General features: G+C 35.4%; 28 protein-coding genes. All 28 read left to right on the top strand.

Annotation, left to right across the window (positions count from 1 at the left end):
- The first annotated feature begins 201 nt into the window (after positions 1-201).
- The 28 genes from rpsL (at position 202) to rpsM (ending at position 14783) form a co-directional block, all read left to right on the top strand.
- Positions 202-585 carry a 30S ribosomal protein S12 gene (gene rpsL, locus BLR17_RS11540; RefSeq protein ID WP_007136570.1) on the top strand — a complete coding sequence of 128 codons (384 nt, stop codon included), beginning with the start codon at positions 202-204 and terminating at the stop codon, positions 583-585.
- Positions 586-701: 116 nt separating this feature from the next.
- The gene (rpsG, locus tag BLR17_RS11535) at positions 702-1178 is read left to right on the top strand and encodes a 30S ribosomal protein S7 (RefSeq protein ID WP_026727879.1); all 477 of its coding nucleotides are present in this window, start codon (positions 702-704) and stop codon (positions 1176-1178) included.
- Between the two features lie 10 nt (positions 1179-1188).
- Positions 1189-3345: an elongation factor G gene (gene fusA, locus BLR17_RS11530; RefSeq protein ID WP_066329373.1), complete on the top strand. Its 2157-nt coding sequence runs from the start codon at positions 1189-1191 to the stop codon at positions 3343-3345.
- A gap of 11 nt (positions 3346-3356) precedes the next feature.
- On the top strand, positions 3357-3662 hold the full coding sequence (gene rpsJ / locus BLR17_RS11525) for a 30S ribosomal protein S10 (protein WP_007803605.1): 306 nt from the start codon (positions 3357-3359) through the stop codon (positions 3660-3662).
- A gap of 156 nt (positions 3663-3818) precedes the next feature.
- Positions 3819-4436: a 50S ribosomal protein L3 gene (rplC, locus tag BLR17_RS11520; RefSeq protein WP_066329372.1), complete on the top strand. Its 618-nt coding sequence runs from the start codon at positions 3819-3821 to the stop codon at positions 4434-4436.
- A complete protein-coding gene (rplD, locus tag BLR17_RS11515; RefSeq protein ID WP_066329370.1) occupies positions 4436-5065 on the top strand; it encodes a 50S ribosomal protein L4 in 630 nt (209 codons plus the stop codon). The genes rplC and rplD overlap by 1 nt, the downstream gene beginning before the upstream one ends.
- Before the next feature lie 6 nt (positions 5066-5071).
- Positions 5072-5362 carry a 50S ribosomal protein L23 gene (rplW, locus tag BLR17_RS11510; protein WP_066329368.1) on the top strand — a complete coding sequence of 97 codons (291 nt, stop codon included), beginning with the start codon at positions 5072-5074 and terminating at the stop codon, positions 5360-5362.
- A gap of 20 nt (positions 5363-5382) precedes the next feature.
- Complete coding sequence (gene rplB / locus BLR17_RS11505) at positions 5383-6207, top strand: 50S ribosomal protein L2 (RefSeq protein ID WP_066329366.1); 825 nt, start codon at positions 5383-5385, stop codon at positions 6205-6207.
- Positions 6208-6214: 7 nt separating this feature from the next.
- A complete protein-coding gene (gene rpsS / locus BLR17_RS11500) occupies positions 6215-6493 on the top strand; it encodes a 30S ribosomal protein S19 (protein WP_024981511.1) in 279 nt (92 codons plus the stop codon).
- 8 nt (positions 6494-6501) lie between these two features.
- Positions 6502-6912, top strand: coding sequence for a 50S ribosomal protein L22 (gene rplV / locus BLR17_RS11495; protein ID WP_066329363.1), 411 nt, complete (start codon positions 6502-6504; stop codon positions 6910-6912).
- Between the two features lie 7 nt (positions 6913-6919).
- On the top strand, positions 6920-7669 hold the full coding sequence (gene rpsC / locus BLR17_RS11490) for a 30S ribosomal protein S3 (RefSeq protein WP_066329360.1): 750 nt from the start codon (positions 6920-6922) through the stop codon (positions 7667-7669).
- 18 nt (positions 7670-7687) lie between these two features.
- Positions 7688-8113 (top strand): 50S ribosomal protein L16, encoded by a 426-nt coding sequence (rplP, locus tag BLR17_RS11485; RefSeq protein WP_008464295.1) that lies wholly within the window; start codon positions 7688-7690, stop codon positions 8111-8113.
- A gap of 12 nt (positions 8114-8125) precedes the next feature.
- Positions 8126-8317 carry a 50S ribosomal protein L29 gene (gene rpmC / locus BLR17_RS11480; RefSeq protein ID WP_066329359.1) on the top strand — a complete coding sequence of 64 codons (192 nt, stop codon included), beginning with the start codon at positions 8126-8128 and terminating at the stop codon, positions 8315-8317.
- A gap of 16 nt (positions 8318-8333) precedes the next feature.
- A complete protein-coding gene (gene rpsQ, locus BLR17_RS11475) occupies positions 8334-8591 on the top strand; it encodes a 30S ribosomal protein S17 (RefSeq protein ID WP_024981515.1) in 258 nt (85 codons plus the stop codon).
- A gap of 2 nt (positions 8592-8593) precedes the next feature.
- The gene (rplN, locus tag BLR17_RS11470) at positions 8594-8962 is read left to right on the top strand and encodes a 50S ribosomal protein L14 (protein ID WP_026714640.1); all 369 of its coding nucleotides are present in this window, start codon (positions 8594-8596) and stop codon (positions 8960-8962) included.
- An 11-nt stretch (positions 8963-8973) separates the two neighbouring features.
- On the top strand, positions 8974-9288 hold the full coding sequence (rplX, locus tag BLR17_RS11465; RefSeq protein ID WP_066329357.1) for a 50S ribosomal protein L24: 315 nt from the start codon (positions 8974-8976) through the stop codon (positions 9286-9288).
- 2 nt (positions 9289-9290) lie between these two features.
- On the top strand, positions 9291-9842 hold the full coding sequence (gene rplE / locus BLR17_RS11460; RefSeq protein ID WP_066329356.1) for a 50S ribosomal protein L5: 552 nt from the start codon (positions 9291-9293) through the stop codon (positions 9840-9842).
- Between the two features lie 3 nt (positions 9843-9845).
- Positions 9846-10115 carry a 30S ribosomal protein S14 gene (rpsN, locus tag BLR17_RS11455; RefSeq protein ID WP_066329354.1) on the top strand — a complete coding sequence of 90 codons (270 nt, stop codon included), beginning with the start codon at positions 9846-9848 and terminating at the stop codon, positions 10113-10115.
- 73 nt (positions 10116-10188) lie between these two features.
- Positions 10189-10587 carry a 30S ribosomal protein S8 gene (gene rpsH, locus BLR17_RS11450; protein ID WP_026714636.1) on the top strand — a complete coding sequence of 133 codons (399 nt, stop codon included), beginning with the start codon at positions 10189-10191 and terminating at the stop codon, positions 10585-10587.
- 19 nt (positions 10588-10606) lie between these two features.
- Positions 10607-11149, top strand: coding sequence for a 50S ribosomal protein L6 (gene rplF / locus BLR17_RS11445; protein WP_066329352.1), 543 nt, complete (start codon positions 10607-10609; stop codon positions 11147-11149).
- Between the two features lie 11 nt (positions 11150-11160).
- A complete protein-coding gene (rplR, locus tag BLR17_RS11440; protein ID WP_066329350.1) occupies positions 11161-11511 on the top strand; it encodes a 50S ribosomal protein L18 in 351 nt (116 codons plus the stop codon).
- Positions 11512-11514: 3 nt separating this feature from the next.
- Positions 11515-12039: a 30S ribosomal protein S5 gene (gene rpsE, locus BLR17_RS11435; RefSeq protein ID WP_085949269.1), complete on the top strand. Its 525-nt coding sequence runs from the start codon at positions 11515-11517 to the stop codon at positions 12037-12039.
- Positions 12040-12050: 11 nt separating this feature from the next.
- Positions 12051-12233, top strand: coding sequence for a 50S ribosomal protein L30 (gene rpmD, locus BLR17_RS11430; protein WP_026707002.1), 183 nt, complete (start codon positions 12051-12053; stop codon positions 12231-12233).
- Positions 12234-12245: 12 nt separating this feature from the next.
- Entirely contained in the window at positions 12246-12698 is a 453-nt protein-coding gene (gene rplO, locus BLR17_RS11425; RefSeq protein WP_066329349.1) for a 50S ribosomal protein L15, read from the top strand.
- Between the two features lie 13 nt (positions 12699-12711).
- A complete protein-coding gene (gene secY, locus BLR17_RS11420; RefSeq protein ID WP_066329347.1) occupies positions 12712-14058 on the top strand; it encodes a preprotein translocase subunit SecY in 1347 nt (448 codons plus the stop codon).
- A gap of 4 nt (positions 14059-14062) precedes the next feature.
- Complete coding sequence (infA, locus tag BLR17_RS11415; protein ID WP_026714631.1) at positions 14063-14278, top strand: translation initiation factor IF-1; 216 nt, start codon at positions 14063-14065, stop codon at positions 14276-14278.
- Positions 14279-14289: 11 nt separating this feature from the next.
- Positions 14290-14406 carry a type B 50S ribosomal protein L36 gene (ykgO, locus tag BLR17_RS11410; RefSeq protein ID WP_002987490.1) on the top strand — a complete coding sequence of 39 codons (117 nt, stop codon included), beginning with the start codon at positions 14290-14292 and terminating at the stop codon, positions 14404-14406.
- Between the two features lie 2 nt (positions 14407-14408).
- Positions 14409-14783: a 30S ribosomal protein S13 gene (gene rpsM / locus BLR17_RS11405; protein ID WP_066329345.1), complete on the top strand. Its 375-nt coding sequence runs from the start codon at positions 14409-14411 to the stop codon at positions 14781-14783.
- Positions 14784-14787 lie beyond the last annotated feature (4 nt).

Below are 14787 nucleotides of genomic sequence, written 5' to 3'. Positions count from 1 at the left end.
CTAATATTTGTACGTCTTTTTGTGTAAATAAGAAGTGGTTAGGAAGGTTTTGAGGTTTGTTTTTTATTTGGTAAAAAAGTAAAGCGGATAATCTGGTTGAAAATTAATGAATTAACATTTGTAGAGTAAAAAATAATTTATACATTTGCAACCCCGTAAAAAGCGGGATTTATATTTACATAATAATTTTTAGTATTAATTATGCCAACAATTCAACAATTAGTAAGAACAGGAAGAACTCAGATAACTAAGAAGAGTAAATCGGTTGCTTTAGATTCTTGCCCTCAACGAAGAGGAGTTTGTACGCGTGTTTACACTACTACACCAAAAAAACCAAACTCAGCGATGCGTAAAGTTGCTCGTGTGCGTTTGACTAATGGTAATGAAGTGAATGCTTACATCCCTGGTGAAGGTCACAATCTACAAGAGCACTCGATAGTATTAGTTAGGGGTGGAAGGGTAAAAGATTTACCAGGAGTTAGATATCACATCGTTCGTGGTGCGCTTGATACATCAGGTGTTGCGGGAAGAACGCAAAGAAGATCTAAGTATGGTGCTAAACGCCCAAAAGAAGCAAAAAAGTAATTTAAAACGTTAAGAGTTAGAGGTTAGGAGTTGAGGGTTAGGATTGCAACATGAGTTAAGATCTGTAACACGTAACATTTAACGGATAACCCATAACTTTTTATTAAAAAAAAGACATGAGAAAAAGAGCGGCAAAAAAGAGACCACTTTTACCAGATCCAAGGTTTAATGACCAACTGGTAACGCGTTTTGTGAACAACTTAATGTGGGATGGTAAAAAATCTACAGCTTTTAAAGTTTTTTATGATGCAATTGATATCATTGAAACTAAAAAGCAAAATGACGAGAAAACTTCATTAGAAATCTGGAAAGATGCTTTAACTAACGTTATGCCTCACGTAGAAGTACGTAGTCGTAGAGTGGGTGGAGCTACATTCCAAATTCCAATGCAAATTCGTCCAGACAGAAAAATTTCTATGGCAATGAAGTGGTTAATACTTTATTCTAGAAGAAGAAACGAAAAGTCAATGGCTCAAAGGTTAGCTTCTGAGTGTTTAGCTGCGGCTAAAGAAGAAGGGGCTGCTGTTAAGAAAAGAATGGATACTCACAAAATGGCAGAAGCTAATAAAGCTTTCTCTCACTTTAGATTTTAATTCATAAGAAATGGCTAGAGACTTAAAATATACAAGAAATATAGGAATTGCGGCTCACATTGATGCTGGTAAAACAACAACAACTGAGCGTATTTTATTCTATACTGGAAAATCACATAAAATTGGTGAGGTACATGATGGTGCTGCAACAATGGACTGGATGGCACAAGAGCAAGAAAGAGGTATTACTATTACGTCTGCTGCTACAACTTGTGAGTGGAATTTTCCAACTGAGCAAGGAAAGATTTTACCAGAATCTAAACCTTATCACTTTAATATTATTGATACTCCTGGGCACGTTGACTTTACTGTAGAGGTAAACCGTTCATTACGTGTATTGGATGGATTGGTTTTCTTGTTTTCTGCAGTTGATGGTGTAGAGCCTCAATCAGAAACTAACTGGAGATTAGCAGATCAATATAAAGTACCTCGTATGGGGTTTGTTAACAAAATGGACCGTCAAGGATCTAACTTTTTGGCTGTTTGTCAACAAGTAAAAGATATGTTGAAGTCTAATGCTGTTGCAATTACTTTGCCTATTGGTGAGGAAAATGATTTCAAAGGGGTGGTTGACTTGGTGAAAAATCAAGCTATTGTATGGCATGATGCTACTCAGGGAGCTACTTTTGATATTGTTGATATTCCTGCTGATATGATCGATGATGTGAAGCATTATCGTTCTATTCTTATCGAAGAAATCGCTACTTATGATGAAAATCTTTTAGATAAGTACATGGAAGATGAGAACTCTATTACTGAAGAAGAAATTAACACTGCTTTAAGAGCTGCTGTTATGGATATGGCTATTATTCCTATGATTGCTGGTTCTTCTTTCAAAAACAAAGGAGTTCAATTCATGTTAGATGCTGTATGTAAATACTTGCCATCTCCATTGGATAAAGAAGGTATCAAAGGAATTCACCCTGATGATGCTGAATTATTAGAAGAAGATCAAACTCAAATCTTGCGTAAGCCAGATGTTAAAGAGCCATTCGCTGCTTTGGCTTTTAAAATTGCTACTGACCCATTCGTAGGTCGTTTAGCTTTCTTCCGTGCTTATTCTGGAAGATTGGATGCTGGTTCTTATGTGTTGAATACTCGTTCAGGAAATAAAGAAAGAATTTCTCGTATCTACCAAATGCATGCTAACAAACAAAATCCAATCGAATATATTGAGGCTGGAGATATTGGAGCTGCTGTTGGATTTAAAGATATCAAAACTGGAGATACGTTGTGTGATGAAAAACACCCAATTATTCTTGAGTCTATGAAATTCCCTGCGCCGGTAATTGGTATTGCTATTGAGCCTAAAACTAAGGCTGACGTAGATAAAATGGGTATGGCTTTGGCTAAATTAGCTGAGGAAGATCCAACATTTACAGTTAGAACTGATGAGGCTTCTGGTCAAACAATTATCTCAGGTATGGGTGAGCTTCACTTAGATATCTTGGTAGATCGTATGAAACGTGAATTCAAAGTTGAGGTAAATCAAGGTGAGCCTCAGGTAGAGTATAAAGAAGCGTTTACAAAATCTGCTCAGCATAGAGAGGTTTATAAGAAGCAATCTGGAGGTCGTGGTAAATTCGGTGATATCGTATTTAGAGTTGAGCCTGCTGATGAAGTTGATGGTAAAGTTCCAGTTGGATTACAGTTTGTTAATGAAGTAAAAGGAGGTAACGTTCCTAAAGAATATATTCCTGCTGTTGAAAAAGGTTTCAGAGAAGCTATGAAAACGGGTCCTTTAGCTGGGTACCAAGTTGATAGTTTAAAAGTTACTTTATTAGACGGATCTTTCCACCCGGTGGATTCTGATGCTCTTTCATTTGAATTAGCTGCAAGAATGGGGTATAGAGAAGTTGCTAAAGCTGCTGGAGCTGTTATTCTTGAGCCAATCATGAAAATGGAAGTTATTACACCTGAAGAAAATATGGGGGATATCGTAGGTGATATTAACCGTCGTAGAGGTCAGGTTAATGACATGGGTGATAGAAATGGTGCGAAAACTATTAAAGCTGATGTGCCTTTATCAGAAATGTTTGGATATGTAACTACATTGAGAACATTGTCTTCTGGTAGAGCTACTTCTACAATGGAATTCTCTCACTATGCAGAAACGCCTTCTAATATTTCAGAGGCAGTAATCAAAAAAGCAAAAGGAAACGCTTAATCTTTAAGAAAATGAGTCAAAAAATCAGAATAAAATTAAAATCTTACGATCATATGTTGGTAGATAAGTCTGCTGAAAAGATTGTAAAAACGGTTAAGACTACCGGAGCAGTGGTAACAGGGCCAATTCCTTTGCCAACTCACAAAAAATTGTTTACAGTATTGCGTTCTCCGCACGTAAACAAAAAAGCTAGAGAGCAATTTGAAGTAATGTCATATAAGAGATTAATTGATATTTATTCATCTTCATCTAAAACTATCGATGCTTTAATGAAATTAGAATTGCCTAGTGGAGTTGAAGTAGAAATCAAAGTTTAAGTTTTTTTTTCAAGAGTAAATTAGAGCACTTCGTTTAAGTGAAAAGTTTTTTTGGATTGTGTGTAAATAAGTTATACTTTTGCACCACTTTTAAAAACAGCTTCACTTAAACGATTGTGTTCTGTTTTTATATTTAATAATTAATAATTAATATTTATGTCTGGGTTAATTGGTAGAAAAATCGGCATGACTAGTCTTTTTGATGAGAACGGGAAGAATATTCCTTGTACTGTTATTGAGGCAGGTCCATGTGTTGTTACCCAAGTCAGAACCAACGAGGTTGACGGGTATGAAGCGTTGCAACTTGGTTTCGATGACAAAAACGAGAAACATTCCACAAAAGCGGCTTTAGGTCACTTTAAAAAGGCGGGAACTGTTGCTAAGAAAAAAGTCGTTGAATTCAAAGATTTTGCAACTGAACAAAAATTAGGAGATCTTATTGATGTTTCTATTTTTGCTGAAGGAGAGTTTGTAGATGTACAAGGTGTGTCTAAAGGTAAAGGTTTTCAAGGTGTTGTTAAGCGTCACGGTTTTGGTGGTGTTGGTCAGGCAACTCATGGTCAACATAACCGTTTAAGAGCGCCAGGTTCTGTAGGAGCTTCTTCTTATCCATCTAGAGTGTTCAAAGGAATGCGTATGGCTGGAAGAATGGGAGGAGAAAATGTAAAAGTTCAAAACCTTAGAGTTTTAAAAGTAGTGGCTGATAAGAACCTACTTGTTATTAAAGGATGTGTTCCTGGTCATAACAACTCTTATGTAATCATTCAGAAGTAATGGAAGTAAAAGTATTAGATTTCAACGGAAAAGATACTGGAAGAAAAGTTCAACTTTCTGATTCAGTATTCGCAATTGAACCAAATAATCACGCAGTATACCTTGATGTTAAGCAATATCTTGCTAATCAAAGACAAGGGACGCACAAGGCTAAAGAAAGAGCTGAAGTTGCAGGATCTACTCGTAAGATTAAAAAACAAAAAGGAACAGGTACTGCTCGTGCAGGATCTGCAAAATCACCTGTTTTCAAAGGTGGAGGAACTATTTTTGGGCCAAGACCAAGAAGTTATTCATTCAAATTGAATAAAAGCTTGAAACGTTTGGCTAGAAAATCAGCATTCTCTATAAAAGCAAAAGAGTCAAATATTATCGTTCTTGAAGACTTTAATTTTGAAGTTCCAAACACTAAAAATTTCATTAACGTTTTGAAAGCTTTAGAGTTAGAAAATAAAAAATCTCTATTTGTGTTGGGTAATACCAATAAAAATGTATATTTGTCGTCACGTAATTTAAAAGCGTCTAACGTTGTAAGTAGTTCAGAATTAAGCACTTATGATATTTTAAATGCTAATAATTTAGTGCTTTTGGAGAGTTCTTTGGAAGTAATTGAAGAAAATTTAAGTAAATAATAGGAGATGAGTATCATAATTAAGCCTATAGTAACGGAAAAAGTAACCAAAGAAAGTGAAGTTTTAAACCGTTTTGGATTTGTGGTTGACAAAAAAGCTAACAAAGTTGAAATTAAGAAAGCTGTTGAGGCTGCTTACGGAGTAAACGTTGTAAGTGTTAACACGATTAATGTAAGACCGGATAGAACTACAAAATACACTAAAAGTGGTTTAATCAGTGGAAAGACAAATGCTTATAAAAAAGCTATTGTTCAAGTACAAGAAGGAGAAACAATTGATTTTTACAACAATATCTAAGATATTAATAAGATATAAAAATGTCAGTAAGAAAATTAAAACCTATTACCGCAGGTCAGCGATTTAGAGTTGTGAATGGTTATGACGCCATTACAACTGATAAGCCGGAACGCTCTTTGATAGCGCCGATAAAAAACTCTGGAGGTAGAAATAGTCAAGGAAAGATGACCATGCGTTATACGGGTGGTGGTCACAAGCAGAGATACCGTATCATTGATTTCAAAAGAACTAAAGATGGAATTCCAGCTACAGTGAAATCAATTGAGTACGATCCAAACAGAACTGCTTTTATTGCTTTATTAGCTTATGCTGATGGAGAGAAAACTTATATTATTGCTCAAAATGGATTGAAAGTTGGTCAGAAATTAGTTTCTGGTGCTGAGGCTCAACCAGAAATTGGTAATACTTTGCCATTGAGTAAAATTCCTTTGGGAACTGTAATCTCTTGTATTGAGTTACGTCCAGGTCAAGGAGCTGTAATCGCTCGTTCAGCTGGAACATTTGCTCAATTAATGGCAAGAGATGGAAAATATGCTACAATTAAAATGCCTTCTGGAGAAACAAGATTGATCTTGTTAACTTGTTCGGCTACAATTGGAGCAGTTTCTAACTCTGATCATCAATTAGTAGTGTCTGGTAAAGCAGGTAGAACAAGATGGTTAGGTAGAAGACCAAGAACAAGACCAGTAGCGATGAACCCTGTTGATCACCCTATGGGAGGTGGTGAAGGGCGTTCTTCTGGAGGTCATCCACGTTCAAGAAATGGAGTACCAGCTAAAGGTTATAGAACTCGTTCTCCGAAAAATCCGAGTAATAAGTATATCGTAGAACGTAGAAAGAAATAATTAAGATATGGCACGTTCATTAAAAAAAGGACCTTTCGTTCATTATAAATTAGAGAAGAAAGTTGAAGAAAACATCGCAGGTGGAAATAAAGGAGTGGTTAAGACTTGGTCTAGAGCTTCTATGATTACTCCTGACTTTGTTGGACAAACTATCGCAGTTCATAACGGTCGTCAATTTGTACCTGTTTACGTAACTGAGAATATGGTAGGACATAAATTAGGAGAGTTTTCACCAACTAGATCTTTTAGAGGTCATGCTGGAGCAAAAAATAAAGGTAAAAAATAAAAGAAGCAATGGGAGTTCGTAAAAGAGAAACAGCAGATGCGAGAAAAGAGGCTAATAAGTCTATTGCTTTCGCAAAATTGAATAACTGCCCTACTTCACCTAGAAAAATGCGCTTAGTAGCGGACTTGGTAAGAGGTCAGAAGGTAGAAAAAGCACTTAACATCTTAAGATTCAGTTCTAAAGAAGCTTCAAGAAAATTAGAAAAACTATTATTATCTGCAATCAACAACTGGGAGCAAAAAAATAGTGAAGGTAATTTAGAAGAAGCTGGATTATTTGTTAAAGAGATCAGAGTAGATGGTGGAATGATGTTGAAAAGACTTCGTCCAGCTCCACAAGGTCGTGCACACAGAATCAGAAAACGTTCTAATCACGTAACAATCGTGTTAGGAGCTATTAATAACACACAAGCAAATTAATAACAAGATGGGACAAAAGACAAATCCAATTGGAAATAGACTTGGTATCATCAGAGGATGGGACTCAAACTGGTATGGTGGAAATGATTACGGCGATAAATTAGCTGAAGATCACAAAATCAGAAAGTATGTACATGCTCGTTTATCAAAAGCTAGTGTATCTAAAGTAATTATCGAGAGAACTTTGAAACTTGTAACCGTTACTATCACTACGGCTCGTCCTGGTATCATCATTGGTAAGGGAGGTCAAGAGGTAGACAAGTTGAAAGAGGAACTTAAGAAAGTTACTGACAAAGAGGTTCAAATCAACATCTTTGAAATTAAAAGACCTGAGTTAGATGCTTATTTAGTTGCGACAAGCATCGCTCGTCAAATCGAAAGCCGTATTTCTTACAGACGTGCAATCAAAATGGCTATTGCTGCTTCTATGCGTATGAATGCTGAAGGTATCAAAGTTTTGATTTCTGGTCGTTTGAATGGAGCTGAGATGGCGCGTTCAGAAGGTTTCAAAGAGGGAAGAATTCCTTTGTCAACTTTCAGAGCTGATATTGATTATGCACTTGCTGAGGCACATACTACTTATGGTAGAATGGGTATCAAAGTGTGGATCATGAAAGGTGAGGTTTACGGAAAGAGAGAACTTTCTCCACTTGCTGGAATGGATAAAAAACAATCTAGTGGTAAAGGTGGTGATGCTCCTCGTGGAAAATCTAACTTTTCAAAAGGTGGAAAATCAGACGCTCGTAAAAGAAAGTAATTTTTAAATTAAAGAAAAATGTTACAGCCTAAAAGAACAAAATACCGTAAGGTACAAAAAGGTAGAATGAAAGGTAACTCTCAAAGAGGGCATGAACTTTCTAACGGAATGTTTGGTATTAAATCTGTTCATGAAGATGGTATGTTTCTTACTTCACGTCAAATCGAGGCTGCACGTATCGCTGCAACTCGTTACATGAAGAGAGAGGGACAATTATGGATTAAAATATTTCCAGATAAACCAATTACTAAGAAACCTCTAGAGGTACGTATGGGTAAAGGAAAGGGAGCAGTAGAATACTGGGCTGCCGTTGTTAAACCTGGAAGAATTATGTTTGAAGTTGGTGGAGTTCCATTGTCAGTTGCTAAAGAAGCATTGCGTCTTGCAGCTCAAAAACTACCAGTAAAAACAAAATTCGTTGTTGCTAGAGATTTCGAAGCATAATCTTATATTATTATGAAACAATCAGAAATAAAAGATCTTTCTGCAGCACAGTTGCAAGAAAATCTTAGCCAAGCTAAGAAAAGATATGCTGACCTAAAAATGGCTCACGCAATATCTCCAATTGAAAATCCACTTCAAATTAGAAGTTTAAGAAGAACAGTTGCGAGATTGGCTACTGAGCTTACTAAAAGAGAGGTGCAATAATTGTAATCTGCGAAAGATGGAAAAAAGAAATTTAAGAAAAGAAAGAATTGGGGTTGTTACTTCAAACAAAATGGATAAATCTATTGTTGTTGCACAAGTAACTAAAGTAAAACACCCATTATACGGTAAGTTCGTATTGAAAACAAAGAAATTTGTTGCACACGACGAAACAAATGACTGTAACATTGGAGATACTGTAAGAATCAGCGAAACGCGTCCTTTAAGTAAGTCGAAATGTTGGAGATTAGTTGAAATCCTAGAAAGAGCTAAATAATTATGGTACAACAAGAATCAAGACTAAAAGTAGCAGATAACACTGGAGCTAAAGAAGTTTTAACTATCCGTGTTTTAGGAGGTACTAAAAGAAGATATGCCTCTGTTGGTGATAAAATTGTAGTATCTATCAAAGATTCAACTCCAAACGGAAACGTGAAAAAAGGAGCTGTTTCAACTGCAGTTGTTGTACGTACCAAAAAAGAAGTGAGAAGAGCTGATGGTTCTTACATTCGTTTCGATGATAATGCTTGTGTTCTTTTGAATGCAGCAGGAGAAATGAGAGGAACTCGTGTTTTTGGTCCAGTAGCAAGAGAACTTCGTGAAAAACAATTCATGAAAATTGTATCATTAGCACCAGAAGTGCTTTAATTCGTTATAAGATGATAAAGCTAAAAATAAAATCAGGTGACATCGTAAGAGTAATTGCTGGAGATCACAAAGGTGCTGAAGGTAAAGTGTTACGTGTTGACCGTGAGAAAAACAAAGCGATTGTTGAAGGTGTAAACTTGGTGTCTAAACACACTAAACCAAGTGCAAAAAATCCTCAAGGAGGAATCGTTAAAAAGGAAGCTCCAATTCAAATTTCTAATATCTCTTTAATTGATCCTAAAACTAAGGAAACAACTAGAGTAGGTGTAAGAGTAGAAGGAGATAAGAAAGTAAGATTTTCAAAAAAATCTAATCAAGTACTATAGTAATGGCTTATATACCTAGATTAAAAGAAGAATATAAGAGTAGAGTAATCTCTGCTCTTACTGAAGAATTCGGTTACAAAAACGTAATGCAAGTTCCTAAATTGGAAAAAATCGTTTTAAGCCGTGGAGTTGGTGCAGCTGTATCTGATAAAAAATTAATCGACTATGCAGTTGAGGAATTGACTAAGATCACTGGACAAAAAGCAGTTTCTACAATCTCTAAGAAAGACGTTGCGTCTTTCAAATTGAGAAAGGGAATGCCTATTGGAGCAAAAGTTACTTTGCGTGGAGAAAGAATGTATGAATTCTTAGATAGATTGATTACTTCTGCTTTGCCACGTGTTAGAGATTTTAACGGAATCAAAGCTACAGGTTTTGATGGTAGAGGAAACTATAACCTTGGAGTTTTAGAGCAAATCATTTTCCCTGAAATTGATATTGACAAAGTGAACAAAATTTCAGGAATGGATATCACTTTTGTTACTACTGCTCAAACAGACAAAGAAGCAAAGTCATTATTGGCTGAATTAGGTTTACCTTTTAAAAAGAATTAAGACATGGCTAAAGAATCAATGAAAGCCCGCGAGGTTAAGAGAGAAAAAACGGTAGAAAAGTATGCTGAGAAAAGAAAAGCTTTGATAGAAGCTGGCGATTTCGTAGGTTTGCAAAAATTACCAAAAAATGCTTCACCAGTTCGTTTGCACAATCGTTGTAAATTGACAGGTAGACCAAGAGGGTACATGCGTCAATTCGGTATTTCACGTGTAACTTTCCGTGAAATGGCAAATAATGGATTGATACCAGGGGTTAAAAAAGCGAGCTGGTAACAAATTGAATTTTAATTGGTTAAAGGTTCGATGAGAGAGACTCAAAGAAAACCATAACCGCAAATTAATAAATATGAATACAGATCCTATTGCAGATTATTTAACGCGAGTTAGAAACGCTGTGGCTGCAAACCACAAAGTTGTTGAGATTCCGGCATCTAATCTAAAAAAAGAGATAACTAAGATTTTATTTGATCAAGGTTATATCTTAAGTTACAAATTTGAAGAGAACACAGTTCAAGGTTCTATCAAAATTGCTTTGAAGTACGATAAAGATACTAAAGAGCCAGTTATTAAAGATATCCAAAGAATTAGTAAGCCAGGTTTGCGTAAATATTCAAGTTCTGCAAACATTCCTAGAATCCTTAATGGATTGGGTATTGCTATTGTTTCTACATCAAAAGGTTTGATGACTGGAAAGAAAGCTAAGCAATTAAATGTAGGTGGTGAAGTAATTTGCTACGTATACTAATTTAAAAAGACTTATTAAGATGTCAAGAATAGGAAAAAGTCCAATTGTAATCCCTGCTGGAGTAACTGTAGAAGTTAAAGACGGTATTATTACAGTAAAAGGAAAAAATGGTCAACTAACACAGGAGTTTTCGGATGTAACTGTAAAAGTTGAAGGTGATCAAATTCTAGTAGAAAGATCATCTGATCACAAGGATCAAAGAGCAAAACACGGTTTGTACAGATCTTTAATCAATAATATGATTGTTGGTGTAACTGATGGCTTTACAAAATCTTTAGAATTGGTAGGGGTAGGTTATAGAGCTTCTAACCAAGGACAAAAATTAGATTTAGCTCTTGGATTTTCTCACAATATTGTTTTAGAAGTTGCTCCAGAAGTAATTGTTGAAACTATATCTGAAAAAGGTAAGAACCCGATTGTAAAATTAACATCATTTGATAAACAACTTTTAGGAGCTGTTGCTGCGAAAATCAGAGGTTTCCGTAAGCCAGAGCCGTACAAAGGAAAAGGTGTTAAATTTGTAGGTGAAGTATTAAGAAGAAAAGCAGGTAAATCAGCTTAAAAAATAAGATTATGTCATTAACAAAACCTGAAAGAAGACAGAGAATCAGATTCAGAATCAGAAAAACGGTAAGTGGTACTGCTACTAGCCCAAGATTATCTGTATTTAGAAGTAACAAAGAAATTTATGCTCAATTAATTGATGACGTAAATGGAGTTACATTATTATCTGCTTCTTCAAGAGAGAAAGAAATAGGAAAAGGTACTAACGTTGAAGTTGCTGCTGCAGTTGGAAAACTTGTTGCAGAAAAAGCGTTAAAAGCCGGGGTTGAAACAGTAAAATTCGATAGAGGAGGATACTTATACCACGGTCGTATAAAATCATTAGCAGAAGGCGCAAGAGCCGCTGGACTTAAATTCTAATATATTATGTCTAAATACAAAAATGTAGAATTAGTAAAACCAAGTGGTCTTGAACTTAAAGATCGTCTGGTAAGTGTAAATCGTGTTACTAAAGTTACAAAAGGAGGTAGAGCTTTTGGTTTTTCTGCTATTGTAGTTGTAGGTGATGAAAACGGAGTAGTTGGTCATGGACTAGGAAAATCTAAAGACGTTTCTGAAGCAATCGCTAAAGCGGTAGAAGATGCTAAGAAAAACTTAGTTAGAATTCCTTTGAATGGTCAATCAGTTCCTCACGAACAAAAAGGTAAATTTGGTGGTGCGCGTGTATTTTTAATTCCTGCTTCTCATGGTACAGGAGTTATTGCTGGTGGAGCTGTACGTTCAGTTCTTGAATCAGTAGGAATTCACGATGTATTGTCAAAATCTCAAGGATCATCAAATCCTCACAACGTAGTGAAAGCAACTTTTGATGCTTTATTACAAATGAGAAGTGCTCACACGGTTGCAAAACAAAGAGGAGTATCTTTAGAAAAAGTTTTTAAAGGTTAATCAAGGAAATTATGGCTAAATTATTAGTAAAACAAGTTAGAAGTAAAATCAACTGTCCACTTGATCAAAAAAGAGGATTAGAGGCTTTAGGTCTACGTAAAATGGGTCAAGTTGTAGAACATGACTCAAACCCTGCAATCCTTGGGATGATAAACAAAGTTAAACACTTAGTTTCTGTAGAAGAAGCTAAATAACAAATAACTGTTATGAATTTAAGTAACTTACAACCAGCTGAAGGGTCAACGCACAATCAAAATAAAAGAGTAGGTAGAGGAGAAGGTTCTGGAAAAGGTGGTACTGCTGCACGTGGGCACAAAGGAGCTAAATCTCGTTCTGGATATTCTAAAAAGATTGGTTTTGAAGGAGGTCAAATGCCACTTCAAAGACGTGTGCCTAAGTTTGGTTTTAAAAACATCAATCGTAAAGAATACGAAGGTGTAAATCTTGATACGCTTCAATTATTAGTTGATAATGGAATTGTGACTGATGCTGTTGATATGACAGTTTATGTAGAAAACCGTTTGGCTACTAAAAATGAGATTGTAAAGATTTTAGGAAGAGGAGAATTGAAAGCTAAATTAAAAGTATCTGCTCACAAATTTACTGCTACTGCAAAAGCTGCTATCGAAGCTGCTGGTGGAGAGGCTGTAACACTATAATTTTTCAATTAGTATGAAGAAATTTTTTGAATCATTAAGTAATGTTTGGAAAATCGAGGAACTAAAAAATAGAATTCTATTAACATTAGGGTTGCTTTTGGTTTATCGTTTTGGAGCTCACGTTACTCTTCCAGGAATTGACGCTACACAATTAAACAGTCTTGCTGGCCAAACCGAAAAAGGTATTGGATCAATCCTAGATATGTTTACTGGAGGAGCTTTTTCTAAAGCGTCAGTTTTTGCTTTAGGAATTATGCCTTATATTTCTGCATCTATCGTTGTACAGCTTATGGGAATTGCTATTCCTTATTTGCAAAAGTTACAAAGTGATGGAGAAAGTGGTAGAAAAAAGATTAACCAAATTACTCGTTGGTTGACTATTGTAATTACTTTAGTTCAAGGACCAACGTATATTTATAATCTTTACAGAACTTTACCAGGAGGTGCATTTTTATTAGGTTTTGATTCTTTTGAATTCTTATTTTCTTCAGTAATTATCTTAGTTACAGGTACAATTTTTGCCATGTGGTTGGGAGAAAAGATAACTGATAAGGGAATCGGAAATGGTATTTCACTTTTGATTATGGTGGGTATCTTGGCAAGATTTCCTCAAGCATTTATTCAAGAATTTACAACTAGAGTTACTAACAACAATGGTGGTCCAATGTTGTTGGTACTTGAAATAATTATTTGGCTTTTAGTTATCATTGCTTGTGTATTGTTAACTATGGCTATTCGAAAAATACCAGTTCAGTATGCTCGTCGTACTGCTTCTGGTGATTTTGAACAAGATATGTTAGGTGGAAATAGACAATGGATTCCTTTGAAGCTTAACGCTTCTGGAGTTATGCCAATCATTTTTGCGCAAGCAATTATGTTTATACCTGCTGCTTTGGCAGGTTTGTCAAAGTCCGATGCTTCACAATCTATTGTAGGTGCTTTTAGTAATATGTTCGGTTTTTGGTATAATTTTGTATTTGCATTATTGATTATTGTTTTTACATACTTTTATACTGCAATTACAGTTCCTACTAATAAAATGTCAGATGATCTTAAAAGAAGTGGCGGTTTTATTCCGGGTGTAAGACCTGGAGCTGAAACTTCTGATTTTCTTGACAAAGTGATGTCTTTAATAACTTTTCCAGGTTCTTTATTTCTTGCTCTAATAGCTGTGTTCCCAGCCATAGTTGTAAGTCTTATGGATGTTCAACAATCTTGGGCAATGTTTTTTGGAGGTACCTCATTAATTATTATGGTAGGTGTTGCAATTGACACAATTCAACAAATCAATTCATACTTGTTGAATAAACATTATGATGGTTTAATGAAAAGCGGAAAAAATAGAAAAGCAGTAGCTTAATATTATGGCAAAACAATCAGCAATAGAACAAGACGGATCAATCATTGAAGCATTATCTAATGCGATGTTCCGTGTAGAATTAGAGAATGGACATGTTGTAATTGCTCATATTTCAGGAAAGATGCGTATGCATTATATCAAATTATTACCTGGTGATAAAGTGAAATTGGAAATGAGTCCTTACGATTTGTCAAAAGCAAGAATTACTTATAGATATTAAAGATATTCACAATGAAAGTAAGAGCATCAGTAAAAAAGAGAAGTGCCGAGTGCATTATCGTACGTAGAAAAGGAAGATTATACGTAATAAACAAAAAAAATCCTAGATTTAAACAAAGACAAGGATAATTATGGCAAGAATAGCAGGGGTAGATATCCCAAAAAACAAGAGAGGTGTTATCGCACTTACCTATATCTTCGGATTAGGAAAAAGTAGAGCTATTGAGATTTTAGAGAAAGCTCAAGTTAGCCAGGACAAGAAAGTTCAAGATTGGAATGATGACGAAATCGGAGCTATCCGTGAGGCAGTATCTGCTTATAAAATTGAAGGAGAATTGCGTTCAGAAGTTTCTTTGAACATCAAACGTCTAATGGATATTGGATGTTACAGAGGAATCCGTCACAGATCTGGTCTTCCTTTAAGAGGGCAAAGAACTAAAAACAACTCTAGAACTAGAAAAGGTAAAAGAAAAACTGTTGCTAACAAGAAAAAAGCAACTAAATAATAAG

Origin of the sequence: Flavobacterium glycines, from assembly GCF_900100165.1 — a bacterium.
GTDB lineage: Bacteria > Bacteroidota > Bacteroidia > Flavobacteriales > Flavobacteriaceae > Flavobacterium > Flavobacterium glycines.
This window is presented reverse-complemented; position numbering and strand designations above follow the sequence as displayed.